This window comes from Amycolatopsis saalfeldensis (genome assembly GCF_900110575.1).
GTDB lineage: Bacteria > Actinomycetota > Actinomycetes > Mycobacteriales > Pseudonocardiaceae > Amycolatopsis > Amycolatopsis saalfeldensis.
The window spans coordinates 127,408-153,204 of sequence record NZ_FOEF01000005.1; the positions used below are offsets into that span (position 1 = coordinate 127,408).

General features: G+C 70.5%; 20 protein-coding genes. 18 read left to right on the top strand and 2 right to left on the bottom strand.

Translation table 11 applies throughout. From position 1 onward, the window contains the following. The first annotated feature begins 567 nt into the window (after nt 1–567). The 8 genes from BMY97_RS13925 (at nt 568) to BMY97_RS13960 (ending at nt 10,566) form a co-directional block, all read left to right on the top strand. The gene (locus tag BMY97_RS13925; RefSeq protein ID WP_091617229.1) at nt 568–3,003 is read left to right on the top strand and encodes a beta-glucosidase H; all 2,436 of its coding nucleotides are present in this window, start codon (nt 568–570) and stop codon (nt 3,001–3,003) included. Nucleotides 3,004–3,075: 72 nt separating this feature from the next. Next, nucleotides 3,076–3,921, top strand: a complete 846-nt coding sequence (locus BMY97_RS13930) for a GNAT family N-acetyltransferase (protein ID WP_091617230.1) — start codon at nt 3,076–3,078, stop codon at nt 3,919–3,921. Nucleotides 3,922–3,986: 65 nt separating this feature from the next. Next, nucleotides 3,987–4,436 (top strand): hypothetical protein, encoded by a 450-nt coding sequence (locus BMY97_RS13935; RefSeq protein WP_091617231.1) that lies wholly within the window; start codon nt 3,987–3,989, stop codon nt 4,434–4,436. Nucleotides 4,437–4,455: 19 nt separating this feature from the next. Continuing rightward, entirely contained in the window at nt 4,456–6,111 is a 1,656-nt protein-coding gene (boxC, locus tag BMY97_RS13940; protein WP_091617232.1) for a 2,3-epoxybenzoyl-CoA dihydrolase, read from the top strand. A 4-nt stretch (nt 6,112–6,115) separates the two neighbouring features. Then, complete coding sequence (boxB, locus tag BMY97_RS13945) at nt 6,116–7,537, top strand: benzoyl-CoA 2,3-epoxidase subunit BoxB (RefSeq protein ID WP_091617233.1); 1,422 nt, start codon at nt 6,116–6,118, stop codon at nt 7,535–7,537. A gap of 9 nt (nt 7,538–7,546) precedes the next feature. Next, the gene (locus BMY97_RS13950) at nt 7,547–9,124 is read left to right on the top strand and encodes a benzoate-CoA ligase family protein (protein ID WP_091617234.1); all 1,578 of its coding nucleotides are present in this window, start codon (nt 7,547–7,549) and stop codon (nt 9,122–9,124) included. Between the two features lie 13 nt (nt 9,125–9,137). Next, nucleotides 9,138–9,992, top strand: a complete 855-nt coding sequence (locus BMY97_RS13955; protein WP_091617235.1) for an amidohydrolase family protein — start codon at nt 9,138–9,140, stop codon at nt 9,990–9,992. Nucleotides 9,993–10,194: 202 nt separating this feature from the next. Continuing rightward, on the top strand, nt 10,195–10,566 hold the full coding sequence (locus BMY97_RS13960; protein WP_245787325.1) for an RNA polymerase sigma factor: 372 nt from the start codon (nt 10,195–10,197) through the stop codon (nt 10,564–10,566). Between the two features lie 6 nt (nt 10,567–10,572). Here BMY97_RS13960 and BMY97_RS13965 read toward each other — a convergent pair whose 3' ends face one another. Beyond that, nucleotides 10,573–11,025 (bottom strand): MarR family winged helix-turn-helix transcriptional regulator, encoded by a 453-nt coding sequence (locus BMY97_RS13965; RefSeq protein WP_091617506.1) that lies wholly within the window; start codon nt 11,023–11,025, stop codon nt 10,573–10,575. Between the two features lie 389 nt (nt 11,026–11,414). Here BMY97_RS13965 and BMY97_RS13970 point away from each other — a divergent pair, with 389 nt between their 5' ends. Both BMY97_RS13970 and BMY97_RS13975 read left to right on the top strand, forming a co-directional pair. Continuing rightward, a complete protein-coding gene (locus BMY97_RS13970; protein WP_091617507.1) occupies nt 11,415–12,551 on the top strand; it encodes a dipeptidase in 1,137 nt (378 codons plus the stop codon). A gap of 46 nt (nt 12,552–12,597) precedes the next feature. Beyond that, complete coding sequence (locus tag BMY97_RS13975; RefSeq protein ID WP_091617237.1) at nt 12,598–13,011, top strand: LapA family protein; 414 nt, start codon at nt 12,598–12,600, stop codon at nt 13,009–13,011. A gap of 13 nt (nt 13,012–13,024) precedes the next feature. Here BMY97_RS13975 and BMY97_RS13980 read toward each other — a convergent pair whose 3' ends face one another. Further along, a complete protein-coding gene (locus BMY97_RS13980) occupies nt 13,025–13,873 on the bottom strand; it encodes a maleylpyruvate isomerase family mycothiol-dependent enzyme (RefSeq protein WP_091617238.1) in 849 nt (282 codons plus the stop codon). Nucleotides 13,874–13,960: 87 nt separating this feature from the next. Here BMY97_RS13980 and BMY97_RS13985 point away from each other — a divergent pair, with 87 nt between their 5' ends. From BMY97_RS13985 to BMY97_RS14020, 8 genes are all read left to right on the top strand, one after another. Then, nucleotides 13,961–14,734, top strand: a complete 774-nt coding sequence (locus tag BMY97_RS13985; RefSeq protein ID WP_091617239.1) for an Abi-alpha family protein — start codon at nt 13,961–13,963, stop codon at nt 14,732–14,734. Continuing rightward, the gene (locus BMY97_RS13990; protein ID WP_091617240.1) at nt 14,735–15,979 is read left to right on the top strand and encodes a DUF445 domain-containing protein; all 1,245 of its coding nucleotides are present in this window, start codon (nt 14,735–14,737) and stop codon (nt 15,977–15,979) included. It begins immediately after the preceding gene. A gap of 40 nt (nt 15,980–16,019) precedes the next feature. After that, nucleotides 16,020–19,043 carry a patatin-like protein gene (locus BMY97_RS13995; RefSeq protein WP_091617241.1) on the top strand — a complete coding sequence of 1,008 codons (3,024 nt, stop codon included), beginning with the start codon at nt 16,020–16,022 and terminating at the stop codon, nt 19,041–19,043. A gap of 305 nt (nt 19,044–19,348) precedes the next feature. Next, nucleotides 19,349–19,852 (top strand): diaminobutyrate acetyltransferase, encoded by a 504-nt coding sequence (ectA, locus tag BMY97_RS14000; protein WP_177231335.1) that lies wholly within the window; start codon nt 19,349–19,351, stop codon nt 19,850–19,852. A 38-nt stretch (nt 19,853–19,890) separates the two neighbouring features. Continuing rightward, nucleotides 19,891–21,144, top strand: coding sequence for a diaminobutyrate--2-oxoglutarate transaminase (gene ectB, locus BMY97_RS14005; RefSeq protein ID WP_091617242.1), 1,254 nt, complete (start codon nt 19,891–19,893; stop codon nt 21,142–21,144). 31 nt (nt 21,145–21,175) lie between these two features. Further along, nucleotides 21,176–21,571: an ectoine synthase gene (locus BMY97_RS14010; protein WP_091617243.1), complete on the top strand. Its 396-nt coding sequence runs from the start codon at nt 21,176–21,178 to the stop codon at nt 21,569–21,571. Nucleotides 21,572–21,605: 34 nt separating this feature from the next. Beyond that, nucleotides 21,606–22,508 carry an ectoine hydroxylase gene (gene thpD / locus BMY97_RS14015; RefSeq protein ID WP_091617244.1) on the top strand — a complete coding sequence of 301 codons (903 nt, stop codon included), beginning with the start codon at nt 21,606–21,608 and terminating at the stop codon, nt 22,506–22,508. Between the two features lie 513 nt (nt 22,509–23,021). Beyond that, nucleotides 23,022–25,793, top strand: a complete 2,772-nt coding sequence (locus BMY97_RS14020; protein ID WP_091617245.1) for an AfsR/SARP family transcriptional regulator — start codon at nt 23,022–23,024, stop codon at nt 25,791–25,793. Nucleotides 25,794–25,797 lie beyond the last annotated feature (4 nt).

A 25,797-nucleotide genomic window follows, 5' to 3' on the forward strand; every position in this document is an offset into this window, starting at 1 on the left:
GAGCGGCCGTCGTGGCGGGCGTGCGGGCGCGGTGGCTGGTGAGCGGACATCGTGGCTGGTGTGTGGGCATGGTGGGCGGTGCGCGGCCGCAGCGGTTGGGATGCGGGCGCGGGGGGCTGGAGTGTGGAGGCGGGGACTGGAGTGTGGAAGTGGGGGCTGGAGTGTGGAGGCGGGGACTGGAGTGTGGAAGTGGGGACTGGCGGGCGGAAGTCGGGACTGTCTTGCGGCGACTGTGCCAGCGCTACTGCCAGCGCAGGCGCAGGCGACGGCGAGTGTGAAGGCGGGCGGGAGCGTCGGCGGGTTGAGTTGTTGGTGAATTGCTTGCCGCCTAAAGGAATTCCGACACGCATGGACGGTTCGTCCAGTGGGGCGTGCGCGGCTGCCGCGCCGTGGCGGGTGGCAGGTGGGGTTGCTGGTAAGGCAAAAGAGGGTGAAAGTGCCCGGTGGGAGAGCGTGGAAGGCCGGAGCGGTGAAGGCATGAGCGTGGCGGCGCGGGAGGTGGCGCCGAAAAGAGCCGGGGATGTCGATCGTGGTAACAGGGTGGTGACTTGAGCTAGTCTCCGGCTGGTGACTCGTGACCTGGACGCCCTGTTGAACGAGCTGGACCTCGAGACCAAAACGCGCCTGCTTGCCGGGGCGTCCGTCTGGTCGTTGCCGGCGGTGCCGGGGATCGGGCTTGGGGCGGTGGTTTTCTCGGATGGGCCGGTTGGGGTGCGTGGGGTGCAGTGGAGTGCCGACGATCCCTCGGTGACGTTGCCGAGCCCGACGGCGTTGGCTGCCACGTGGGATCCTGCGCTCGCGAGGCGGGTTGGCGGGCTGCTTGCGGGCGAGGCGCGGCGCAAGGGGGTGCACGTGCTGCTCGCGCCCACCGTCAACCTGCATCGGTCGCCGCTTGGCGGGCGGCACTTCGAGTGCTACTCCGAGGATCCGCTGCTGACCGGGCTGATCGGCGCCGGGTACGTGATCGGGGTGCAGGCGGGTGGGGTGGGTGTCACCGTGAAGCACTTCGTGGCCAACGATTCCGAGACCGAGCGCCTCACCGTGGACGTGCACGTGGCCGAGCGCACCCTGCGCGAACTCTACCTCGCGCCCTTCGAAACCATTGTGCGCCAAGCAAAGCCCTGGGGCGTGATGGCCGCCTACAACAGCGTGAACGGCCGCACCATGACCGAGCACGACGCACTCGTCAACGGCGTGCTGCGCCGCGAGTGGGGCTTCGACGGGGTGGTGGTCTCGGACTGGCTCGCCGCGCGCGACACCGTCGGCGCGGCCCGGGGCGGGCTCGACATCGCGATGCCCGGACCGAACAGCGTCTACGGCGAGCGCCTCGCCGAGGCCGTGCGCGCCGGCAAGATCAGCCCGAAACGGGTGGACGCCATGGTCCGGCGGGTCCTGCTGCTGGCCGAGCGCACGCACGCGTTCACCGACCAGAAGCCGCCGAATCCGTCCGAAGTAGACGGAAACGCGCTGGCGCAGGAAGTCGCGCAGCGGTCGTTTGTGCTGCTGCGCAATGGGTTTTCGCACAAGGAAAGACCCGTGCTCCCGCTCGAGGAGCCGAAAAGCATCGCGCTCATCGGCGCCCTCGCGGCCGACCCCAAGATCCTCGGCGGTGGCAGTGCCACCGTGTTCCCCGAACACATCGTCTCCCCTCTGGACGGCCTGCGGGCCGCTCTTCCTCACGGCACCGAGCTGCGTTACGCCGTCGGTGCCGACCCGCGAACGACGTTACCGCCGGCCACCGACAATTTCCGGCTCCGCGCGATGGTGCACGACGCCGGCGGCTCCGAGCTCGCCACTTTTGCCCTCAGAGAAGGGAAAATCGACTGGATCGGCGAGCTGCCGCGCGGCCTCGAACTGGCCACGCTCGACTCGGTGGACATCGCCGGCACGTTCACCCCGACGGTCTCCGGCGTCCACACCTTCGGCATCACCGGCCTCGGCCACCTCACGCTGCGGGTCGGCCGCCAGACGCTGTTCGACGGCCCCAGCATCCCGTCCGGCGACATCTTCGCCGCGATCATGAAGGTGCGCGAGCACCGCCGGGAAATCGAGCTGGCGGCCGGAAAGCCGGTCGACGTCCGGCTCACCTACCGCGTGCCCAAGGAGCTGCGCGCGTTCGCCCAGGGTTCGTTCGCGTGGCTCGTTTTCGGGCTCGGGCACCAGGAACCGGCGCCGGACGAGGACGCCACGCTGAAGGAGGCGGTCCGGCTGGCCGGGCAGTCCGAGGTCGCGGTGGTCGTCGTCGGCACCACCGCGGAGGTCGAGAGCGAGGGCTTCGACCGCGCTTCCCTGCGGCTGCCCGGGCGTCAGGACGAGCTGGTGGCGAAGGTCGCCGCGGCCAATCCGAACACCATCGTGGTGGTCAACGCGGGCGCGCCGGTGGAGCTGCCGTGGCGCGAGGACGTCGCCGCGATCCTGCTCACCTGGTTCCCCGGCCAGGCCGGCGGGGCCGCGCTCGCGAGTGTCCTCTTCGGACACGAGGAGCCCGGCGGCCGCCTGCCGACCACCTGGCCCGCGACGCTCGCGCAGAGCCCGGTCACGAATGTCCAGCCCCACCAGGGAATCCTCGAGTACGACGAGGGTGTCTTCATCGGCTACCGCGCCGCACCGCCGGACACCGCGTACTGCTTCGGCCACGGCCTCGGCTACACCACCTGGAGTTACGACGACCTCGCCGTCGCCCCGACGCCCGAAGGCGGTGCGGCCGTTCGCGTGCGGCTGCGCAACACCGGCGACCGCGCGGGCCGCGAAGTCGTCCAGATCTACCTCTCCCCGGCGCAGCCCGACGCGGAGCGACCGGTCCGCTGGCTCGCGGGTTTCGCGTCGGTCGAAGCCGGCCCCGGCGGTGGCGTCACCGCGCTGATCCACGTCGAGCCGCGCGCCGCGGAGACCTGGCGGGCCGGCGCCTGGCGGCACAACGGCGGCGAGTACGTCTTCGAGGCCTCCCATTCCAGCGTCGAACCCCGGCTCAGCACCACGGCGACGCTCGGGAAAATCCGTTGACCGCACGGGCCGGCACCTTCGCGAGACCAGAAGGGAGGTGGGGCCGGTGTCCGGTTACTCGTTTTCACTTCCCTGCCCACCACCGGTCTCGTCGGCCGCGGCCTGCTCGGGCAGGACTACGCCGAACAAGCCGCCCGCGGTCAGTACCGCCCGGAGTGGGCCTGGGTCGCGCTGCGTGAAGGCGTGGTCGTGGCCCGCGCCGCCTGGTGGGGCGAGCCGGACGCCGAAGTCCCCGTCGTGCTGGACTGGCTCGACTTCACCGACTTCGACGCCGCCGTCCACCTCCTCCGCACCGCGGCGTGGCGGGCCGAGTTCTCCCTGCTGACGCCGCCGGGCTGGCGTGACCGCGCCGACGTCGCCGAGGAGGTCGCCGAGCGGATCCAGGCGGTCGAGGCCGTCGGGCTGGAGTTCCTGGTCGAGCGCTACTTCTACGACTGGACGCCCGAGCACGGCCTGCCATCGAAACCCGGCCTCCTCACCTTCCGGCCCGAGCCGGACGACGACGTGGTCCTCGAGGTCTTCCGGCGCATCCACGTGGGCAGCCTCGACGCCCACGTCCGCCGCACCGTCGAAGAGCATGGCCTGGACGCCGCCGCGCGAGAGGATCTGGACATCCTGCGCGGAATGCCGGGCCCACGGGACTGGTGGCGCCTCGCATACGCGCGCGAGGGCGACCTCGTCGGCCTCATCGCGCCCACCAGGAATCCGCACGCCCACGTGGTCGGCTACGTCGCTGTGGTGCCCGAACACCGTGGCCACGGCTACGCCTACGACCTGCTGGTGGAGACGACCCACGAGCTGACCGGACACGGGGCCGAGCGGATCGTGGCGGGCACCGATGTCGCGAACGTCCCCATGGCGGCCGCGTTCGCCAAGGCCGGTTACCCCGTGCGGGCCCATCGGATCGATCTGGTCTGACGGTGTGAGCAGCGTGTACTCTCCTCGCTAGAGCGATCTATCTAGTCGTCAGGGGGCGAGGAATAGTGGACGTTCTCAAGGAAAAAGGCCTCACGCCGTTGCGGGTGATCCTGGGGTTCACGCTGCTCAGCACGGTCCTGCACTACTCGCACAATGTCGTCCGCGCGCAGGACTACCCGCAGATCCAGGGCATCAGCGTCCTGGCGACGCAGATAGTGGTCGCGTTCGGCTGGGTCCTGTTCACGACGTTCGGCGTGCTCGGCTACCGCGACTACCGGCACGGCCGCTACTGGCGCGCGCTGGCGTTCCTGCTGGTCTACTCGCTTTCGGGGCTCGCCAGCGCCGGCCACTTCCTGGTGGGCACGCTGCACATCCCGGCGTTCTGGTACGCCACGGTCTTCACCGACGCGGCCTCCGCGCTGGCCCTGTGGATCTTCGTCTGCTGGGCGGCCGTCCGGCTCAACCGGGTGAGTGCCGTCGATCAAGTCCTACAGAACATTGACGTTGGTCACTGATGTGTAGACAATCGATGGGGTGACGACCCACACACCGGTGACCTTCGAGCGCCACCCGGACCGCTACCGGCACTGGCGCCTGACCGTGGACGACGACGTCGCCTGGCTGGAGATGGACGTCGATGAGCAGGGCGGCATCGTGCCCGGGTACGAGCTGAAGCTGAACTCGTACGACCTCGGCGTCGACATCGAGCTGTACGACGCGACCCAGCGGCTGCGGTTCGAGTACCCCGCGGTCCGCACGGTCATCCTGACCAGCGCGAAGGAGAAGGTGTTCTGCGCCGGCGCGAACATCCGCATGCTGGCCGCGTCGGAGCACCACTGGAAGGTGAACTTCTGCAAGTTCACCAACGAGACCCGCAACGGCATCGAGGACGCCACCGAGCACTCCGGTCAGCGGTACCTGGCCGCGGTGAACGGGAGCTGCGCGGGCGGCGGTTACGAAATCGCCCTGGCGTGCGAGAAGATCCTGCTCGTGGACGACAACTCGTCGACGGTCGCGCTGCCGGAGGTGCCGTTGCTCGGCGTGCTGCCCGGCACCGGCGGCCTGACCCGGTTGGTCGACAAGCGCCGCGTGCGCCGCGACCGCGCGGACGTGTTCGCGACGCGTTCCGACGGCGTCAAGGGCAAGACCGCCGTCGACTGGCGCCTGGTCGACGAGCTGGTGCCGCGTCAGGAATTCCGCGAGACCGTGCTGTCGCGCGCGCGGGACCTGGCCGACGAGTCGGACCGCCTGCCCGCCGAAGCCGGGATCGAGCTGACGCCGTTGACCTGCGAGGTCACCGAGGACGGGCTGAAATACCGGTTTGTCGACGTCGTCTGCGACCGTGCGGCGGCGCTGGCCACGCTCACCGTCCGCGGTCCGCGGGACGACCCCGGCGACCTGCACGAAGAGGGCGCCGGCGGCTGGCTGCTCGCGATGACCCGCGAGCTGGACGACGCCATCCTTCGCTTGCGCACCAACGAGAACGAGCTGGGCACCTGGGTGCTGCGCACCGAGGGGGACCCGGCGAAGGTGCTCGCGTGCGAACAGGCCGTGTTCGGCGCGAAGGACTGGCTGGGCAACGAAATCCTGCACTACTACAAGCGCACGCTGAAGCGGCTCGACGTCACCAGCCGCACGCTCATCGCGTTGATCGAACCGGGCAGCTGCTTCGCCGGAGTGCTGCTGGAGCTGGCGCTGGCGGCCGACCGTCAGTACATTTTGGACGGTCCGCCGATCGACGACGAGGATAGCGACGAACGAGCGTCGATCACCTTGTCGGAGGCCAACTTCGGCCCGTTCCCGATGGGCAACGGCCTCACCCGGCTCCAGTCGCGCTTCTACGGCGACGACGACCACGTCGCCTGGCTGGCCCGCGAGCGCGGCCACGCGCTGACCCCCGCCGAGACCGTCGAGCTGGGCCTGGTCACCGACGCCCCGGACGACCTCGACTGGGAGGACGAGATCCGGATCGCGCTGGAGGGCCGCGCCTCGCTGAGCCCCGACGCGCTCACCGGGATGGAGGCGAACCACCGGTTCGTCGGCCCGGAAACCATCGAAACCAAGATCTTCGGCCGGCTCACCGCCTGGCAGAACTGGATCTTCACCCGACCGAACGCCTCCGGTCCCGAGGGCGCCCTGCGCCGCTACGGCACCGGTCAGAAGGCGGTCTTCGACAGGAAGCGGGTCTGAGCAGATGCCCGAGCGGATCGACTACGACGCCAAGATCCCGAACAACGTCAGCCTGGCCGACGACCGGCGGCTGCAGCGGGCCCTGGAGGGCTGGCAGCCGAAGTTCATGAACTGGTGGGGCGAGATGGGCCCGACGCTCGAGACCCAGGGCGTCTACCTGCGCACCGCCGTCAGCGTCGGGCGGGAGGGCTGGGCGCACTTCGACCACGTGAACGTGCCGGACTACCGCTGGGGCATCTTCCTCGCCGAGCGCGAGCCGGACCGTCGCATCGCCTTCGGCGAGCACGCGGGCGAGCCGGTGTGGCAGCAGGTGCCGGGCGAGTACCGCGCGGACCTGCAACGGCTGATCGTGATCCAGGGCGACACCGAGCCCGCGTCGGTCGAGCAGCAGCGCCTGCTCGGGCTGACCGCGCCCAGCCTGTACGACCTGCGGAACCTGTTCCAGGTGAACGTCGAGGAGGGCCGTCACCTGTGGGCGATGGTGTACCTCCTGCACGCGTACTTCGGCCGCGAGGGCCGGGACGAGGCGGAAGGCCTGCTGCTGCGCAACTCCGGCAGCCCGGACACGCCGCGCATCCTCGGCGCGTTCAACGAGGAGACGGCCGACTGGCTGGCCTTCTACATGTTCACCTACTTCACCGACCGCGACGGCAAATACCAGCTGGGCACGCTCAAGGAAAGCTCGTTCGACCCGCTTTCCCGCACCTGCGAGTTCATGCTGAAGGAGGAAGCGCACCACATGTTCGTCGGCACCACCGGGGTCGACCGCGTGGTGCAGCGCAGCGCCGACCTGGTGCGCGAGCACGACACCCTCGAAATCGGCTCGCACGGCGGGATCCCGCTGGCCATCATCCAGAAGTACATCAACTTCCACTACACCGTGTCGCTGGACCTGTTCGGCAGCGAGACCTCGACGAACGCGGCGAACTACTACACCGCGGGGCTCAAGGGCCGCTGGCAGGAGGGCCGCCGCAAGGACGACCACAAGCTCACCGACGACGCCCGCACACTGGACCGCCCGCGGGACGACGGCACGTGGACCTCGGAGGAGCTGCAGGCGATCCTGTTGCTGAATCTCGACCTGCGCGGCGAGTACATGGCCGACTGCCAGACCGGCGTCAAGCGCTGGAACAAGATCCTCGACGACGCCGGCATCGGGTTCCGGTTCAAGCTGCCGCACCCTGGCTTCAACCGCGAGGTCGGCATAAACTCCGGCCACCATGTCACTCCCGACGGCACCATCGTCGACGAGTCGACCTGGCAGGCCGCGAAACACCAGTGGCTGCCCACGACCGAGGACCTCACGTTCGTCCGCTCGCTCATGCACCCGGTGTACGAGCGGGGGAAGATCGCGAGCTGGGTCGCACCGCCGCGGCAGGGCATCAACGGCAAGCCCTTCGACTACGAGTACGTGCACCTCACCTGAGGGGGGCCCATGACGGTTCCGTCGAGCGGCGGGTTCAACGCCGCCGAGTACCTGCTGGGCGCGGGGCGGCCCGAGGCGCCCGCGGTCGTCTCGGCGCGGCGGACGCTCAGTTACGCCGAGCTCACGGCGGAGGCCCACCGGGTCGCCTCCGGGCTGCGGTCGCTGGGCGTGCGGCCGGAGGAGCGGGTGATGCTGTGCATGGTCGACGACGTCGAGCTGCTCACCGGGATCCTCGGCGCGATGCTCGCGGGCGCCGTCGCGGTGCCGGTGTCCACCATGGTCACGGGGCTGGAGCTGGGCCGGGTGCTGGCCGATTCGCGGGCGCGGGTGCTCGCGGTGTCCGGCGAGTTCGCCGCGCAGGCGGTGGCGGCGCTGGGGATCGCGCCGGAGGTCACCGACGTGCTGCTCGACCGGGCGGACCCGGGCCAGTTCCCGGCGGGCGTCCGCGCGCACCAGTGGACCGAAGTGACCACTGTGGACGATCCGGGCGTCCGCGCGGCGCGCACGTGGGAAGATTCACCGGCGCTGTGGCTGTACACCTCGGGCACCACCGGGCAGCCGAAGGGCGCGATGCACCGGCACGCCAGCATCCGCGCGGTGTGCGAGACCTACGCCAGGGAGATCCTCGCGACCACTTCGGCCGACCGGTTCCTGTCCGTGCCGAAGCTGTTCTTCGCCTACGGGCTGGGGAATTCGGCGTTCTTCCCGCTCGCCGCCGGCGCGACGACGCTGCTGGAGCCTTCGCGTCCGACACCCGCTCTGTTCTCGGCCCGTGCGAAAGCCGACAAGCCGACGTTGTTCTTCGGCGTCCCGACGTTCTTCGCGGCGCTGCTGGCCAGCGACGTCCCGGACGACTCGTTCGCCTCGGTGCGGTACGCGGTTTCGGCCGGGGAACCGTTGCCGGCGGCCATTTTCACGCGTTTCCGCGAACGCTTCGGGGTGGAGATCCTGGACGGGATCGGGTCCACCGAGGCGATGCACATCTTCCTGTCCAACCGCCCCGGCGCGATCCGGCCGGGCAGCACGGGCACCGCCGTGCCCGGATACCAGGTACAGCTGCGCGACGAGGCCGGTGAGCTGATCGAGGCCGCCGGGCAGCCGGGTGAGCTGTTCGTCTCCGGCCCGTCCACGGCGACGGGCTACTGGGCGCGGTACGAGGCCACGAAGTTCGTGTTTCAGGGCGAATGGCTGCGCACGGGCGACAGTTACGTGCGCAACGAGGACGGCACGTACACCTGCCTCGGCCGCTTCGGCGACATGCTGAAGGCGGGCGGGATCTGGGTGTCACCGTCCGAAGTGGAGGAACGGCTGCTGGAGCACCCCGCCGTCGCCGAGGTGGCGGTGGTCTCGGCGCCGGACGCCGACGGGCTGGACAAGCCGGTGGCGTGTGTGGTCGCGGCACCGCACCAGAAAGTGGACGCGGACGAGCTGATCGAGTTCTGCCGGGCGGGGCTGGCGGCGTTCAAGCGGCCGCGTGGCGTGGTGGAGCTGGCCGAGCTGCCGAAGACGGCCACCGGCAAGGTCCGGCGGAACGTGATCCGCGAGCTGGTCCGCGAGTCGCTGCTCGTGCCGGAGCCCCAGCCGTGATCGACTGGCGCGCATGATCGACGGTCGTTTCGTGGTCGACGCCCACGTCCACACCCCGCGCCTGCCCACGCTGAAGCCGGCCTGGATGGACTGGGCCCGCGACTTCGCCGGCTCGTACCCGTGGCGCACGGTCTACGACGAGGACGGCGCGGTGATCCCCGCGGCCATGGACGAGCTGATGGACGCCGAGGGCGTCGACCGCGTGCTGCTGTTCTGCGAGTACAGCCCGCGCGCGACCGGCATTCAGCCGATCGAGGACAACCTCCCGCTGGTGGCGCACAATCCCGAGCGCTTCCGCCTGGTGGCGAACGTGAACCCGCACCTGCACCACCCGCTGCGCGACGAGGCGGCGCGGCAGCTCGACCTCGGCGCGGTGGCGCTGAAGATCCACCCGGTGCACGGCGCGTTTTCCCCGGCGGACAAAGAGCTCTACCCGGTGTACGAGCTGTGCGCGGCACGCGGGGTGCCGGTGATCCTCCACTCGGGACTCTCGGTGTTTCCCGGCGCCAGGGCGAGCTTCGGCGACCCGTCGCTGCTGTCGGACGCGGTGGAGGACTTCCCGACGGTGGACTTCGTCTTCGCCCACGGCGGCCGCGGCTGGTGGTACGATGTCGCCGCCTTCATGGCCCAGTCGCGGCCGAACGTCTGGCTGGACCTGGCCGGCCTGCCCCCGAAGAAGCTCCCGGAGTACTACGCCCGCTTCGACCTGGTGCGGCTGGCGCGCAAGTGGATCTTCGGCACGGACTGGCCGGGCGTCCCCGGCACCGCGGTGAACGTGCGCGCGGTGGCCGATCTGGGGCTGCCCGAGGACGTGCTGGAGGGAGTCCTGTCGGGCAACGCGGTGCGGTTGATGCCGGGAATCCGGTAGTTCACCCGTTTCGGCGTTTGTCCCTTTTTTCGGGATCCGGGCCTGGGTGAGCGGCGTCTGCGTTCGGTGACACGGCAATGAAGGGACTGCCCAGTGACCGATCACCGAAGACTCTCGGCCCTGGTCGTCCGGGTGCTCGCCGCCGATCCGGGGGCTGCGGGGTGACGCGGAGGACGCCTGCCAGTCCGCGTGGCTCGACTTCCTGCGGCGGCCGCCGGCGCTGCGTGATCAGACCCGCCTCGGTGGCTGGCTGGCCGCGGTCGCCCGCCGCCACGCGGCCCGCGCCGTCGCCCGCCGCACGCGGGCAGCGCCGGCGCCGGACTCCCCGCCCGCGCCGTCCCCGGAAGCGGTTTTCCTTGCGGCGGAACGGAATACGGCGTTGTGGCGCGCGATCGACCGCCTGCCCGCCCGCCATCGTCAGCTGCTGGTTCTGCTGGCCTACCGCCCGGACCTCTCGCCTCTCGAGGTGGCCGCTGCGCTGGGGATCGCCCCGGGCAGCCTTTCGGTGCTCCGTCGCCGCTGCCTGGCCACCCTGCGCCGCCGGCTGACGTCGGAAGGCTTCAGTTATCCGTGAGCGGCTTCAGCTGTTCACCGAGCGCAGCGTGCGCATGGCTTCCGCCAACGCGGGCGCGTCCTCGCCGAGCGGGGTCAGGACGATCCGCCGCAGGATTTCCGCGCAGGCGGCCCGCGCGCGATCGGCGACGTCGAGGCCGTGGTCGGTGAGGGAGGCGAACGTGACGCGCCGGTCGTCCGGGCTGGGGACGCGGCAGATGAGGTCCGCGGCGACCAGGCGGTCCGCCACCTTCGTGAAGCCGCCGCTGGAGAGGGCGGCCTCGGTGGCGAGCCGGGTCATCGGCATCCGGTGCTCGGGGGAGCGCACCAGGCGCATCAGGATGTCGAACGACGCCGGCGCCAGGCCGAACCGGTCCGCGATCTCGCCCATCAGCTTGTCCTGTGTGGCCAGGTAACCCTCGATCACCAGGCCCCACCAGGTCACGACCTCGTCGTCGTCCGTGTTCGGATCAGGGGTCACGGAGTCACGGTACCGCACAATCTCACCGGAATATATCTTGCGCGCGAGAGAGATGGAGAGGGCTCCCGGACACCGCCCATAAGCTCGGCTGGGTCGAAGCCGAAAGGGAGCCGCACGTGGCCTGCGAGCTCTGCGGTCAGGAGGTCCGGGTCCGGCTGTACAGCGTCACGCACGCCATCCGGCTGCGGCGTCGCTGGCTGGGAGTCTCCGGTGCCGGGCTGGTGGTGCTGGGCCTGGCCTTGTTCGGCCCGTTCGGCCCGGGCCTGGTCCTGCTGGACACCGCCGGACTGGCCGTGCTGTCCGCGTGCGCGGCCGCCGTCGGGTTCGCTCAAGCCCACGGTCCGGCCACACCACAACCTCCCGCGACCCGGACGTCTAGGGTCGAGGGCATGACTTCCGGGGCGCTCGAGCGTGCGACGAACCTGCTGGACACCACGATCCTGGCCGACGGCCACAACGACCTGGCGTGGGAGCTGCGGAGCCAGGCCGGGCCGAACCCGGTCGAGGCGGCCGCCGCGCTGGACCTGACCGTGCGGCAGCCGTCGTTGCAGACCGATTTTCCCAAGCTGGCGCAGGGAAAGCTCGGCCTGCAGTTCTGGTCGGTGTACGTGCCGTGCCAGTTCGAGGGCGACAGTGCCGTGACGGCCGTGCTGGAGCAGGTCGAGCTGGTGCACCAGCTGGCCGAGCGGTACCCGGACCGGCTGCGGCTGGTGGACACGGCGGCCCAGGCCGAGGCCGCGTTCGCCGACGGCCGGATCGCGTCGCTGCTGGGCGCGGAGGGCGGCCACAGCATCGCGGAATCGCTCGGCGTGCTGCGGAGCCTGCGCCGCCTCGGCGTCCGGTACATGACGCTGACACACAACCTCAACACCACGTGGGCCGACTCGGGCACCGACGAGCCGGCGCACGGCGGGCTCACCGAATTCGGCCGCGAAGTCGTGCGCGAGATGAACCGGATCGGCATGCTCGTGGACCTTTCCCACGTCGCGCCGAGCACGATGCGCGACGCGCTGAAGGTGTCCAGCGCGCCGGTGATCTTCAGCCACTCTTCGTGCATCGCGGTCAACAACCACCCGCGCAACATCCCCGACGACGTGCTTTCACAGCTGCCCGCGAACGGCGGCGTCGCGATGGTCACCTTCGTGCCCGGCTTCATCTCCGCCGCGGTGACGGCGTGGGACGAGCAGCTCAAGGCCGCGATGACGGCGGCCGGCCAGAACTTCCTCGACCTCGGGCAGCGCGGCCGGTTCGCCGAGGCCTGGGACGCGCCGCCGAAGCCGACGGCGACCGTGGCCGACGTCGTCGCGCACGTCGAGCACGCGCGTGAGGTCGCGGGCATCGACCACATCGGCCTCGGCGGCGACTACGACGGTGTCGGCACGCTGCCCGACGGGCTCGAGGACGTTTCCAAGTACCCGGTCTTGTTCGCCGCGTTGATGGAGCGCGGCTGGAGCGACGAGGAGTGCGCGAAGCTCGCGGGCCGCAACACGCTGCGGGTCCTGCGGGACACCGAACTCACCCATTAGGGGAACAGCGACAGCGTTTGTGCTCGTGGAGGCGGACAATCGAGGCATGTCCCACGCGCGAGGCGACAATCCCACCGATGCCGGCGGCACCGTCAGTCCCGAGGTCCCCGAAGCGCCGCCGGGCTCGCTCGAACCGGCCGGAGACCAGGCCGGCGACGTCCGGCCCGGCCCAGAGGAAGTGCGGCCGCCTTCCGCCAAGCCCGCGAAGATCAAACGGACGCGGGTGAGCGGCACCTGGATCGCGGTGATCGTCGCGATCGTCGTGCTGGCCTTCCTGCTGGTCTTCATCCTGCAGAACCTCGACACGGCGACCGTGCACTTCCTCGGCGCCCAGGGCAGCATGCCGCTGGCCGTGGCGATGCTGTTCGCCGCGATCGCGGGCGCCGCGCTGGTCGCCCTGATCGGCGGCGCGCGGATCCTGCAGCTGCGCAAGCAGGCTCGGCGCCCGCGTCGTCGCTGATCCCGCCGAGGGGTCAGACGATGATCGACACCATGCCCAGCACCGTCGCGCAAACGCTTTCGTCGCCGCTGACCTCGATGTCCGACGCGACGTCCGCGGGCTTCACGGCGCGCGTGCAGAGCCGCCAGAACGTGTCCGGGTCCGTGGCCACCGCGGCGAGCGGCGAGCGTGAGGTGGGCGCGCCGCGGTCCAGGGTCCAGCCGGTGCCGGTCGAGTGCGCGGTCCACCGGCCGCCGGACGGGCCGGTCACCGTATAGCCCACCTGGCGGCCGGCGCGGGCGGTCACCGAGCGGAGGGTGAACGGCAGCGCGCGCATGAACGTGTCCAGCACCGGCGCCCGGAACTCCGGCTCGTCGAGCGGCGCCGCGCCCACGGCCTCGCGGATCTGCTGCTGGTGCACCCAGTACTCGGTGTACTCCCGCGCCACGTCCAGCCAGATCGGCGCCGGCTCCGGGCCGGCCCAGCTCACCGGCCCGCCCAGCTCGTCCAGGTCGAGCCGCTTCCACAGGTCGGTCAGCTGCGAGGTGCTGTCCACCAGCATCGCGAACAGAACCTCGGGCGAAAGCCGGCGCAGCGCGAGCACCCACTCCGCGTTGATGCGGTTGATGAACGCCGGGAAGGCTTCGCCCGGGCGCGGCTCGTCGACGTGGTAGCCGTCGCGGTCGCGGGAGAGGCGGCCGAGCTTGTCGCCGAGGATGTGGGCGACGAGGTCGTGCACGGTCCAGCCGGCGCACGCGGTGGGCGCGGCCCACTGCTCGGCGTCGAGCCCGGTCAGCAGGCCGACCAGTGCCTGCTCCTCCCGCGCGAGCAGCGGCAGGACGTCGATCGGCGGTCCCCAGTGCGTCGCGGTCATGGGCGCCATCCAAACAGCACCCGGGAGCCGCCCGTCACAGGGCTGTTCGGCCTACTCGCAGGTAGCATCAGCGCGAGCACAGAGGGGAGGCCGCCCGTGGACAACCAGCGACCGAACGACGTCGCGGACCTGGCGCGCCGGGCCGGGCAGCTGGCCGGCTGGGCCGCGCGCACCGGCTTCCAGTTCAGCCGGAAGCTGCCGGGGATCGACACCGCCGAGCGCGGCATCCGCCAGGTCGAGCGGACCCTGCTGGGCGAGCTGCGGCGCCGGCTCGACGAGGTCGACGACCCGTACCACGCGGCGCTCGCCGCGGCGTCCGCGATGAACCGCAACGACGGCAGCCCGCGCGTGGTCGAGGCGAGCGTGACGCTCGTGCCCGCGCGCGACCACGTCGAGCCGCTGCGCGCCGCGATGGCCGAGCTGCTGAACCACTCCATCGGCTTCGGCCGCGACCGGGCCCGCGAGTACCTGTATGCGATCATCCTGCGCCAGCTGACGCCCGACGAGGCGCGCATCCTTTCCGCGCTGTCGGACGGTTCGCCGTTCCCGGCCATCGACGTCGCCGAGCGCACGGCCATCGGCGCCGCCGGGCGGATCGTGCTGCGCAACGCTTCCACCGTCGGCAAGTCGGCCGGGGTCTCGCTGCCCGATCAGGTGCCCGGGTACCTGACCCGGCTGATCGGGCTGGGCCTGGTCGAGCTGGACGAGGAGGTGCCCTCGCTCGAGACGCAGTACGAGATCCTGCTGACCGACGAGGCCGTGCGCGAGGTGGAGAAGCAGGTGAAGCGGATCAAGGTGATCCGCCGGACCGTGCACATCTCCCGGCTCGGCGCGCAGTTCTGGCAGGCCTGCGACCCGAGCCTCGGCTAGATGGGCGCCTTCCTCACCGGCATCTTCGACGACTTCGCCCGGCACTGGCCGCTGTACGTCTCGATCCCGGTGGTCGCCGCGCTGATCGGTTACGGCACCAAGCTCGTGGCCATCCGGATGATGTTCCAGCCCGTGGAGTTCATCGGCATCAAGCCGTTCCTCGGCTGGCAGGGCATCGTGCCCAAGCGCGCCGCGCGGATGGCGAGCATCGCCTGCGACACGATGACCGAGCAGCTGCTGCAGCCCTCGGAGGTCGTGGCCCGGCTGGACGCGGACCGGATCGCCCGCGAGATCGAGAAACCGCTGCTCGCGGCCGTCGAGGACATCGTGCGCGAGGTCGCCGGGCACTACCAGCCGGGGCTCTGGGAGTCGCTGCCGGTGGGCGTGCAACGGCTGGTGATCCAGCGGGTGCAGGCCGAGTCGCCGCACATGGTCAAGGCCGTGCTGGAGCTGATCAAGTCCGATGTGGACAGTGTGTTCGACCTCAAGGGCATGGTCGTCACCAGCCTGGTGAAGGACAAGCGCCTGCTCAACCGGATCTTCCAGGAGGCGGGCGCGGAGGAGTTCAAGTTCATCGCCCGGGCCGGCCTGGTCTTCGGCGGGGTGATCGGCGTGATCCAGATGATCGCCTGGGTGCTGTTCAAGTTCCCGCCGATCATGCCGGTGTTCGGCCTGTTCACCGGCTGGTTCACCGACTGGCTGGCGCTGCGGATGATCTTCTACCCGCTGGAGCCGAAGCGGTACTTCGGCGTGCAGTGGCAGGGGCTGTTCCTCAAGCGGCGCGCGGAGGTGGCCGAGGCGTACGGCGAGCTGATCGCGAAGGAGATCATCACGCCGCACAACGTCATCGAGGCCGTCCTCCGCGGGCCGCTGTCCGATCGCGTGCTCGCGCTGATCCAGCGGCAGCTGGACGCCGAACTCGGCCGCGCGGCGAACGTCGCCAAGCCGCTGCTGGTGTTCGCCATCGGCAGCCGCCGTTACCAGGACATGAAACTCTCCATCGCCGGGCAGATCATGAACCGGCTGCCGGAGACGATGCGCTACATCGAGGAGTACGCCACCGACGCGATGGACATCCGCAACGTGCTGGTGGACAAGATGAAGGAGCTCTCGCCGGAGGAGTTCGAGCAGCTCCTGCGCCCGGCTTTCCAGCAGGACGAGTGGATCCTGATCGCGACCGGCGCGGTGCTGGGCTTCGCCGTGGGTGAAGCCCAGGTGTTGATCCTGGAACAACTCGCCACCTGAGCCTTGTGGCGGCCCCGGCCCGGCCGGGACAATCCCCGGCATGACCGAGGGGGCGGTCCCATGGCCGCAGGAGATCCGGCTGGCGATGACGATGGTCGGGGGCGCGAGCCTGGCCGTCTGGATGGGCGGGGTGGCGACCGAGGTTTCGGCGCTGCTGCACGCTTCGCGCACACCGGACGCCGAAGGCGGCTACCGGAAGCTGCTCGACCTGCTGCACGCGACCGTCTGCCTCGACGTGCTCACCGGCACGAGCGCGGGCGGCATCAACGCCGCGTGCCTCGGCCTGGCGGAGGCCTACCGCACGACCCCCGAGGTGCTGCGGGACACCTGGCTCCACACCGGCTCGATGGACAACCTCATCCGCGACCCCGGCGAGCGGCAGCCGCGATCGCTGCTCGACGGGGACCGGGTGCTGCTCGGCGGACTGGAGCGGGCGCTGCACCGCATCACCGACGGCCGCCCGATGCCCGTCGGCGATCCCGACATCACCGTGCTGCTCACCGGGACCATGGTCGACGGCGAGACCACGCGGTACGACGACGCGCTCGGCAACATGATCCGCGATAGCGAGCACCGCATGCTCTTCCGCTTCGACGGTCCACAGTGGAAACAACAGGTGCACGGGCCGCTGGCGCTGGCGGCGCGGTCCACGGCGTCGTTCCCCGGCGCGTTCGAGCTGTCGCGGCTGCCGATCGGCAAGACCGGCACCGACCCGCTGCACCCGGACATGACCGAGTACACCGAGCTGACGCGCTCGCACTGGCTCACCGACGGCGGGGTGCTGGTCAACAAGCCGCTGCGGCCGGCGTTGCAGGAGATCTTCGAGCGCCCGTCCTCGGCCGACGTCCGGCGGCTGCTGCTCTACGTCGTGCCGACCACGGAGGTCGAGACCACCGCGCTCCCGTGCGACCCGGCGAATCCGCCGCTGCTCGGCGCGGCGCTGGCCAAGGTCGTGTCGACGGTGATGAACCAGACGATCAGCTCCGAGCTCGACGAGCTGACCCGGCACAACGACTCGGTCTCCCGGGCCCGTGACACGCGGGTTTCCCTTGCCGCGCTGGGACTTCAGGGCAGTGACCTGGTCGATCCGCGGATGATGGCCGCCTACCTCGACCGCCGCGTCGCCGACGACGCGGCGGAGCTGGTGCGCTCGGCCGTGCGACGGTATGCACTGTCCGATATGGACAGTGCGGACGCCGGTACCGCGGAGTGGGCGTCCGGCATGTCCGAGGGGCTGCGTGAAATCGCCGCAACGGGGTTGAAGGACGGTATGGCGGTGGACCCGCCGCCGGCTTCGTGCACCGTCGAGCAGCTCGCGGCCTACCGGTCGACGGCGCTCGACGACGCTGTCGCCACCGGGTTGCAGCTGGTCAATGCCGGTTTCCGGCTGGGACCGGACGCGGCGCGGGCGGCGCAGCTCAACGAAGCCCGCGCGGAGCTGCACAAGGCCCGCCAGACGGCCGCCCGTGGGATGCGGCTCTCGGCTTGGGTGGCCCATCACGAGCCGCCCGCGCAGGGCACGTCGCTGACCGCATGGATCGGCGGGCTGGCGCGGGAATGGGCGAAGATGGGCGCCACGGAGGCGTTGCTGCGGGCGTGGCCGATGGTGACCGCCGCACTGCGCGCCGCCGCCCCGCCGTTGCGCTCGCTCGCCACCGATCCGGCGAACGACGCGGCCGAGATCGTGACCACGCTGCTCCGCTGGTTCGGCTTGGCCGGCTCGGAAGCCGCCGAAGGTGCGGCAGCCAGCGAAAGCGCCGAACTCCCGGCTCCGGCTTCGGTAGACGACGGGCTGCTGCGTTCCCGGCTGCTCCGGCTGCACATGGCGACCCGCGGGCTGCTCGCCCAGCCGCCGTCGGTGGATCAGCGGGTGGACCTGGTGCAGGTCAGCGCGGACACCCGCACGTTGCTCGACCTGGGCCGCCGGCGCAGCCGGGACAAGCTCACCGGGATGCAGGCCGACTACTTCGGCGCGTTCTACAAGTCGTCGTGGCGGGCCAGCGACTGGATGTGGGGCCGGGTGGACGGCGCGGGCTGGCTGACGCAGTGTCTGCTGGATCCGAAGCGGCTCAAGGCTTTGCGGGACATCGTCGGCGCGGAGGCCTTTCGCGGTCAGGTGCGCGACACGTTCAACGCGATCGGCTGGCGGCCGCCGGACGCCGCGGACAACGGGCCCGCCGACGAGCTGTCGTCGCTGCTGGCCCAGCTCGGTGCGGAGCTGGCGTTCCTGGGCCTCGACGCGCAGCTGGGCGACGTCGCGTTCGGCGATCGGCTGCCGGCCAGCCTTCCGGTGACGTCGATGGTGCTGGCGCGGGCGCGGCAGTCGCAGATCGCGCGCGCGGAGCTGCCGGAGGTCGGCAAGCAGGCCGAGGCCGACGCCGTCGAGGGCAACGGGAAGCCGTCGGAGAACTTCCGCGCCGTGGCCGCCTCCGTGTTCACCGACCAGAATTCGGCGGACGACGACGTGACCCAGCGGGTTTTCCAGGCCTGCCAGGTTTCCGCCGAGCGGTTCGAGCAGGAGCGCGGCTCGACGCTGCTGACGAAGACGCTCGTCAAGGCGGGCGCCGCGGGCCTGAACGCCGCGGCGGGGGCCACGCGGGTGCCGTCGTCGTTGCAGCCGGCGGCGAAGTTCGCCCAGCTCACCGGTCGCAGCGCGTGGTGGGTCACGCTGGGCGCGACCCGGCTCGGCCGCCCGTGGAACCTGCTGGCGGGCGTGGTCACCATGCTGGCCGGGCTGGTCCTCGGCGGCAATGGCGGTGTTGTGCTCCAGTGGGTGGGCCTGCCGCTGGCCGCGGGCGCGCTCGTGTTCCTGGTGGTGAGCCTGCTGTCGCTGCGCCGCACGTGGCGGATGGTGCTGACGCTGCTGGGCGTGCTGGTGACGGCCGCGTTGCTGTTCGCCGCGTTCCTGCCGCCGATCGCGCACCCGCTGTTCGGCTGGCTCGGTGACGTCGTGGCGGGCTGGCGCCGGGGCGAGGCTCCGGTGTGGTGGCTCGCCGTGGTCCTGCTGCTCCTGCTGCCCGCGCTCTGGTCCCCGATCGCCGCCTGGCGTCGTCGTCGCCGCTGATTCGAAAGGGCGGTTTTCCTGCGGGGTCTCGCGGACAGTCGCTGTTCCGACGCGCCGGGTGACCAGGCCGGTCAGTCGCTCGTCTTGCGGTGTGGCGGTTTTGGGTTCATGGTCGGGAACCAGCGGAAACGCTTGAGGCCGCCTACCTCGGTGGGCGGCCTGGTCGCACGGCATACCCCGCCTGGCTCCGGAGCAAACGTGTTTGTGGGGCTCCTCACCGGGGTACCCGCGTTCCCCCTGGTAACAGGGGTGGGCGCGAGCCGCGTCGCTGGCGGCAGGAAAATTCTCTGTTACGTTTCCTTGGTATGTCCGGAAAGCACTTGATCGAATCGCCGACCAAGGCCGATGGCGCCGCGCTCTGGCGAATCGCGCGCGATTCGCAGAAGCTCGATCTCAACTCGCCGTACGCGTACCTGCTGTGGTGCCGCGATTTCGCGCAGAGTTCGGTGGTCGCCCGCGTCGATGGTGAGGCGGTGGGATTCGTCATCGCCTACCGGAAGCCGTCGGAACCCGAAGCCGCACTCGTGTGGCAGGTGGCCGTCGACTCGTCTCAGCGCGGGAAGGGCCTGGCCGGGCAGCTGCTCGACCGGCTCTACGAGCGTTTGGTGGACAACGGGGTCCGCTACCTGGAAACCACGATCACCCCCGACAACGAGGCCTCCATCCGGCTGTTCGCTTCCTTTGCGAAGCGGTGGAACACGGACCTGGAGAGCAGCCGCTTGTTCGAGGCCGGAGATTTCCCGGAAGACGGCGAAGGCGGGCACGAGCCCGAGGACCTTTACCGCATCGGACCGCTGACCCGCCAATAATCCGCTTTTTTCGGGGCGAGTAGGAGCAAGGAAACGTCATGAGCATCTTCGAAGAGCTCGAATCGGAAGTACGCAGTTACAGCCGCGGCTGGCCGGTGGTCTTCGACCGCGCCCAGGGCAGCTGGCTGCACGACGAGGGCGGCAAGCCCTACCTCGACTTCTTCGCCGGTGCGGGCGCGCTGAACTACGGGCACAACAACCCGAAGCTCAAGGCCGCGCTGATCGACTACATCCAGCGCGATGGCGTCACGCACGCGCTGGACATGTTCACCGTGGCGAAGCGGGACTTCCTGGAGACCTTCAAGGAGAAGATCCTCGGTCCCCGCGAGCTGGACTACAAGGTCGTCTTCCCCGGCCCCGGCGGCGCGAACGCCGTGGAGGCCGCGCTGAAGCTGGCCCGCAAGGTGACCGGCAAGGAGTCGGTCATCAACTTCACCAACGCGTTCCACGGCATGACGCTGGGCGCGCTTTCGGTGACCGGCAACTCGATGAAGCGCGGCGGCGCGGGTGTCCCGCTCGTGCACGCCACGCCGATGCCGTACGACCGCTACTTCGACGGCGCGATGCCGGACTTCATGTACTTCGAGAAGCTGCTCGAAGACTCCGGCAGCGGCCTGAACGAGCCCGCCGCGGTGATCGTCGAAGGGGTGCAGGGCGAGGGCGGCATCAACGCCGCGCGGCTCGACTGGCTGCGCGGGCTGTCCGACCTGTGCGAGCGCCACGGCATCCTGCTGATCCTCGACGACGTCCAGATGGGCTGCGGCCGCACCGGCGCGTTCTTCAGCTTCGAGGACGCCGGGATCAAGCCGGACATGGTCTGCCTGTCGAAGTCCATCAGCGGGTACGGCATCCCGATGGCGCTGACGCTGATCAAGCCGGAGCTGGACGTCTGGGAGCCGGGCGAGCACAACGGCACCTTCCGCGGCATCAGCCCCGCGTTCGTCACCGCCACCGAGTCGCTGCGCACCTACTGGAGCGACGACGAGCTGGAGAAGTCGACCAAGGCCAAGGGCGAGCGCATCGCCGCCGCCTTCAAGGACATCGTCGAGGCCCACCCGGACGCGAACCTGTTCGCCAAGGGCCGCGGCCTGGCGCGCGGCATCGAGTTCGCCGACGGCGACCTGGCCGGCGCGGTGTGCAAGGCCGCGTTCGAGCGGGGCCTGCTGATGGAGACCTCCGGCCCGAACGGCGAGGTGATGAAGTTGCTGCCGCCGCTGACCTTGACCGACGATGAGCTGACCCAGGGGCTGTCGATCATCGACGAGTCCATCACCACGGTCCTGAGCAAGTAGCGAGCAGGCCGGAACAAGTTAGGAGCCGCCAGTGCTGGTCCGCACCCTCGACGAGGTCACCGACACCGACGCCGACATCAAGACCCCGAACTGGCGCAGCAAGCGCATCATCCTGGCCAAGGAGGGCGTGGGGTTCTCGGTGCACGAGACCACGCTCTACGCGGGCACGGTGAACGACTTCTGGTACGCCAACCACATCGAGGCCGTGTTCATCACCTCCGGTGAGGGCGAGATCGAGGACCTGGCCACCGGTGAGGTCCACCCGCTCAAGCCGGGCACCCTCTACCTGCTCAACGACCACGACAAGCACCAGGTCCGGCCGAAGACCGAGATCAAGTGCGTGTGCGTGTTCAACCCGCCGGTGACCGGCCGCGAGGTGCACGACGAGAACGGCGTGTACCCGCTGGTCACCGAAGACCCCGTCTGAGAGACAACGACAGAAGATCAGGAGGCGAGCCACTGTGACGCTGATGGACACCCGGGTCGAGGACGGCTACCCGACCCGGATCACCGGTACGCCGGAGCAGCTTCCGCGCGTGCATCCCACGGTGTGGGGTACCGAGGCAGACGGCCCGATCGACGCCGCCACGCTGGCCCATCACGAGGTCACCGGCTACACCGTCGACGAAGGCCTGCTCTCGCCCGGTGAGGTCCAGACGTACTGGCAGGAGCTCGTGCGCCTCTCCTCCGACGAGGAGCTGCGCGCCGACGAGCGGGTGATCACCGAGGCGAAGACCGGCGAGGTCCGGTCGGTCTTCGACGTGCACGTGCTGTCCGACCTGATCCGCGAGCTGGTCCACGACCCCCGGGTGCTGGACCGCGCGCGGCAGATCCTCGGCTCCGAGGTGTACATCCACCAGAGCCGCGTGAACTACATGCCCGGGTTCAAGGGCACGGGGTTCTACTGGCACTCGGACTTCGAGACGTGGCACGCCGAGGACGGCATGCCGTCGCCGCGCGCGGTCAGCTGCTCCATCGCGCTGACCGACAATTACCCGTACAACGGCGGTCTCATGGTCATGCCGGGCTCGCAGCGCACATTCGTGCAATGCGCGGGCGAGACGCCGGAGGAGAACTACAAGGCTTCGCTGAAGGACCAGCGCGTCGGGGTGCCCGCCGAGGACGACATCATGAAGATGGCGGCCGAATACGGCATCGAGCAGTTCACCGGCACGGCGGGTTCGGCGCTCTGGTTCGACTCGAACATCATGCACGGCTCGTCGAACAACATCACGCCGTATCCGCGGTCGAACATCTTCCTGGTCTTCAACAGCGTCGAGAACGAGCTGCAGGAGCCGTTCGCGGCGAGCGCGCCCCGGCCGGCGTTCATCGCGGGCCGGGACAGCACGCCGCTCAAACGGTGATGGTTGTTACCACCGTGCCGCGGCGGGTCGGAAGTAGCCGGGGAAACGCGCCCTGTTACCTTCTTGCCACTCCGCTCCGGCCCTGGAAGGCCGCTGCGGAGCAGTTGTCCACGGCCGTCCGGGATTCAAGCTCGGGGTGAGCCCCCCGCCCGGCCGGGACAGCGCGAAGTCGGGTGGACCGCGCCCCCTGGCGGCCCGGCCGACGTCACCGAGTCCGGCCCCGCACCATCAGTTCGGGACTGATGGTGCGGGGCCGGATTCGTTTTTCCCGGACTTTCCCGGCGTTTCCGGATTACGGGTTCCTGCTCCGAATCCCGTCCCGCGTTACGACATTCGGGGTAATCGCCGAGCCGGGCTGCCGAAGTGGGCGTACTGACGGTGAAACAGCGGCCAATCGGCGGTTGCCCGGCGGTGATCGTTCACGAAAGAGCTGTATCTGTCAGCTCCCGATCACGGTAGGTTGACGTTTTTGGCGGACAGGCGCCGGACCAGCCCGGGGAGGTGCGCGGGAGCATGGCCGAAAACGGAGCCGGCGCGCGCGTCGAGCTGCTCGGACCGGTGCGCCTGCTCGACGGCGCCCAGGCGGTCGCCATCGGCGGTCCCGGGGTCCGGGGCCTGCTCGCGCTGCTGGCGTTGAAGGTCGGCAAAGTCGTTCCGCTGGAAGAGATCATCGACGCGCTGTGGGGCCACGACCCGCCGGCCACCGCGCGGACCATCGTCCACGGCAACGTCTCGCACCTGCGCCGGGTGCTGCGGGACATGGCCGACGGCCCGGTGGCGGAGATCCTCACCAGCCCGCCCGGTTACCAGCTCGCGATCGACCCGGAGCGGATCGACGCGCACCGCGCGCGGGCGCTGCTGGACCGCGCCGCGCTGGAGCCGCCGGCGCGGGCTTCGGCGCTGCTCGCGGAGGCGCTCGCGCTGTGGCAAGGGCCCGCGCTGTCCGGTGTGCCCGATTCCGTGCGGGCGCCCGAACTCGAAGACCTCCGCCTGGCCGTGCACGGTGCCCGGGTCGACGCCGACCTGGAGCTGCGCCGGCACAACGAGCTGATCGTCGAGCTGAGCCCGATCGTCCGCGCCGACCCGCTCGCCGAGCGCCCCGCGGGCCAGCTCATGCGCGCGCTCTACCGCGCGGGCCGCCGCGGCGACGCGCTCGAGCTGTACCGGACGGTTTCCCGGGCCACCCTGCGCACGCTCGGCGTCGAGCCCGGCAGTGAGCTGCGCTGGCTGCACGAACGGGTGTTGAACGACGACCTCGGCGCGCGCAGTGTGGCCGCGCCGAGCCCGGCCGAGCCCGGGAAAGCGCCTTCCCAGCTGCCCGCCGCGCTGCCCGCGCTGGCCGGCCGCGACGAGGAGCTGGTGTGGCTGGACAGGCTGGCCGAGACGGCCGAGAGCGCTGTCGCCGTCGTCTCCGGGACAGCCGGGGTCGGCAAGAGCGCGCTGGTCGTGTGGTGGGCGCACCACGCGGAGAAGCGCTTTCCGGACGGCGTGCTGTTCGCGTCGCTGCGTGGTTTCGACGCCCGTGACGCCCCGATGGAGCCCGCGGACCTGCTGACCCAGTTCCTGCTCGGCCTCGGCGTGGCGGCCGGCGAGGTCCCGGAGCGGCTGCACGAACGCGTCGCGCTGTACCGGTCGCTGATCGCCGGACGGCGGATGCTCGTGCTGCTCGACGACGCGCGCACGGCCGAGCAGGTCCGTCCGCTGCTGCCGCCCAGCTCGCGCTCGATGACCGTGGTCACGAGCCGCTCGAGGCTGGAGGGGCTGGCCGTTTCGCACGCCGCCCGGCTGCGGGTGCTGGGCACGCTCGCGCCCGAGGACGCCGTGCTCGTGATCGAGGAGCTGGCCGGTCCCGGCGACTTCGACCTGAACCACGCGCTCGCCCGGCTCTGCGGCTACCTGCCGCTGGCGTTGCGGATCGCGGGCGCGCGGCTGTCGTCCAGTCCACAGTGGACTACGAAGGACCTGGTCGACGAGCTCGGCAACGAGCGCACCCGCCTCGCCGCGCTCCAGGTGGACGGCGCGGACGACGGCGTGCGGGCGGCGTTCGACGTCTCGTACCGCGGCCTGCCCCCGGAACTGGCCCGGCTGCTGCTGTGGCTCGGCGCCCTGCCCGGCGAAGCGGTGGGCCCGCACCTGATGGCCGCGGTGGCCGGGATCCCCGTCGCGCAGGCGCGGCGAGCACTGCGGACGCTCGCGACACACAACCTGCTCGCCGAGACCGCGCGTGACGTCTTCGTCTCGCACGACCTCGTCCGGCTGTACCTGTGGGAGCTGGCACAGTCCGAATTGGACACTGACGAGCGCGCGGGCGTGCTGGCCGGTGCCGTGCGCTACTACCAGGCCGCTTCGGACACGGCGCGGCGCCGGATGCTGCGGATCGTCGACTCGCTCGACTTCACCGGCTCGCTGCCGGCCGAAGCGCTGCCGCCGTTGCGGACCTACGACGAGGCACAGGACTGGTTCGCCGCCGAGTGGCCGAACCTGCTGGCGGTGCTCGACGCCGCGTACACCGCCGCGCGGTACTCCGACGTCTGGCGGCTGGCGCGGGTCGCGCACACCTACCGCGTGGTGCACCCGCTTTTCGACGACTGGAACCGCCTGGTCGACCTCGGGCTGGCCGCCGCCGAGGCCGCGGGCGAGGTGCTCGGGCAGTGCTGGATGCTGATCTCCCGCTGCGCCGTCGCGTTGACCTTCGAGCTGCCGCAGGGCTGCCTCGCCGACGCCGAGCGCGCCCTCGACCTGGCCGGCGGGCTGGGCGACAAGCGATTGGTGACGTCGGCGAACATCCACCTCGGCAGCGCGCTTTCCCTGCTGTCGCACCATGACGAGGCCATCGAGCGGCTGCGCGAGGCCGTCGCGGAGACCGAGCGGACCGGCGACCTCGAGCTGCGCGGGCAGGCGCTGGCGAACTGCGCCGAGACGGAGAAGCGCGCCGGCCGCGTCCAGGACGCGATCGCCCACCAGCTCGGCTCGCTGGAGATCGACCGCGAACTGGGCGACGACAGTTATGCCGTGGTGTCCTTGAACAATCTCGCCGAGCTGCACCTGCGCGCCGGCGACCGGGCCGCGGCCGAGCGCTACACGCGCGAAGGCGTCGAGCTGGCCACGGCGCGTCAACTCGAGCTGCAGGAAGGCATCCTGCGCGTCACGCTCGCGCGCATCCTCCGGGCCGGGGGCAGCGTGGACGCCGCGCGGGAGCAGTACGGGCTCGCCTTGGGGCTGTACGAGTGGACGAACCCGGGCCGGGTCTCGGACCTGCGGGCCGAGGCCGCGGAACTGGATTAGGCCT

Excerpts from the sequence above, each read along its gene's own strand:
- boxB (WP_091617233.1), top strand. The coding sequence starts at position 6,116 with ATGCCCGAGCGGATCGACTACGACGCCAAGATCCCGAACAACGTCAGC.
- BMY97_RS13980 (WP_091617238.1), bottom strand. The coding sequence starts at position 13,873 with ATGGCGCCCATGACCGCGACGCACTGGGGACCGCCGATCGACGTCCTG.
- BMY97_RS13990 (WP_091617240.1), top strand. The coding sequence starts at position 14,735 with ATGGGCGCCTTCCTCACCGGCATCTTCGACGACTTCGCCCGGCACTGG.
- BMY97_RS13950 (WP_091617234.1), top strand. The coding sequence starts at position 7,547 with ATGACGGTTCCGTCGAGCGGCGGGTTCAACGCCGCCGAGTACCTGCTG.
- BMY97_RS14020 (WP_091617245.1), top strand. The coding sequence starts at position 23,022 with ATGGCCGAAAACGGAGCCGGCGCGCGCGTCGAGCTGCTCGGACCGGTG.
- BMY97_RS13970 (WP_091617507.1), top strand. The coding sequence starts at position 11,415 with ATGACTTCCGGGGCGCTCGAGCGTGCGACGAACCTGCTGGACACCACG.
- ectB (WP_091617242.1), top strand. The coding sequence starts at position 19,891 with ATGAGCATCTTCGAAGAGCTCGAATCGGAAGTACGCAGTTACAGCCGC.
- BMY97_RS13975 (WP_091617237.1), top strand. The coding sequence starts at position 12,598 with ATGTCCCACGCGCGAGGCGACAATCCCACCGATGCCGGCGGCACCGTC.
- ectA (WP_177231335.1), top strand. The coding sequence starts at position 19,349 with ATGTCCGGAAAGCACTTGATCGAATCGCCGACCAAGGCCGATGGCGCC.
- BMY97_RS13995 (WP_091617241.1), top strand. The coding sequence starts at position 16,020 with ATGACCGAGGGGGCGGTCCCATGGCCGCAGGAGATCCGGCTGGCGATG.
- BMY97_RS13955 (WP_091617235.1), top strand. The coding sequence starts at position 9,138 with ATGATCGACGGTCGTTTCGTGGTCGACGCCCACGTCCACACCCCGCGC.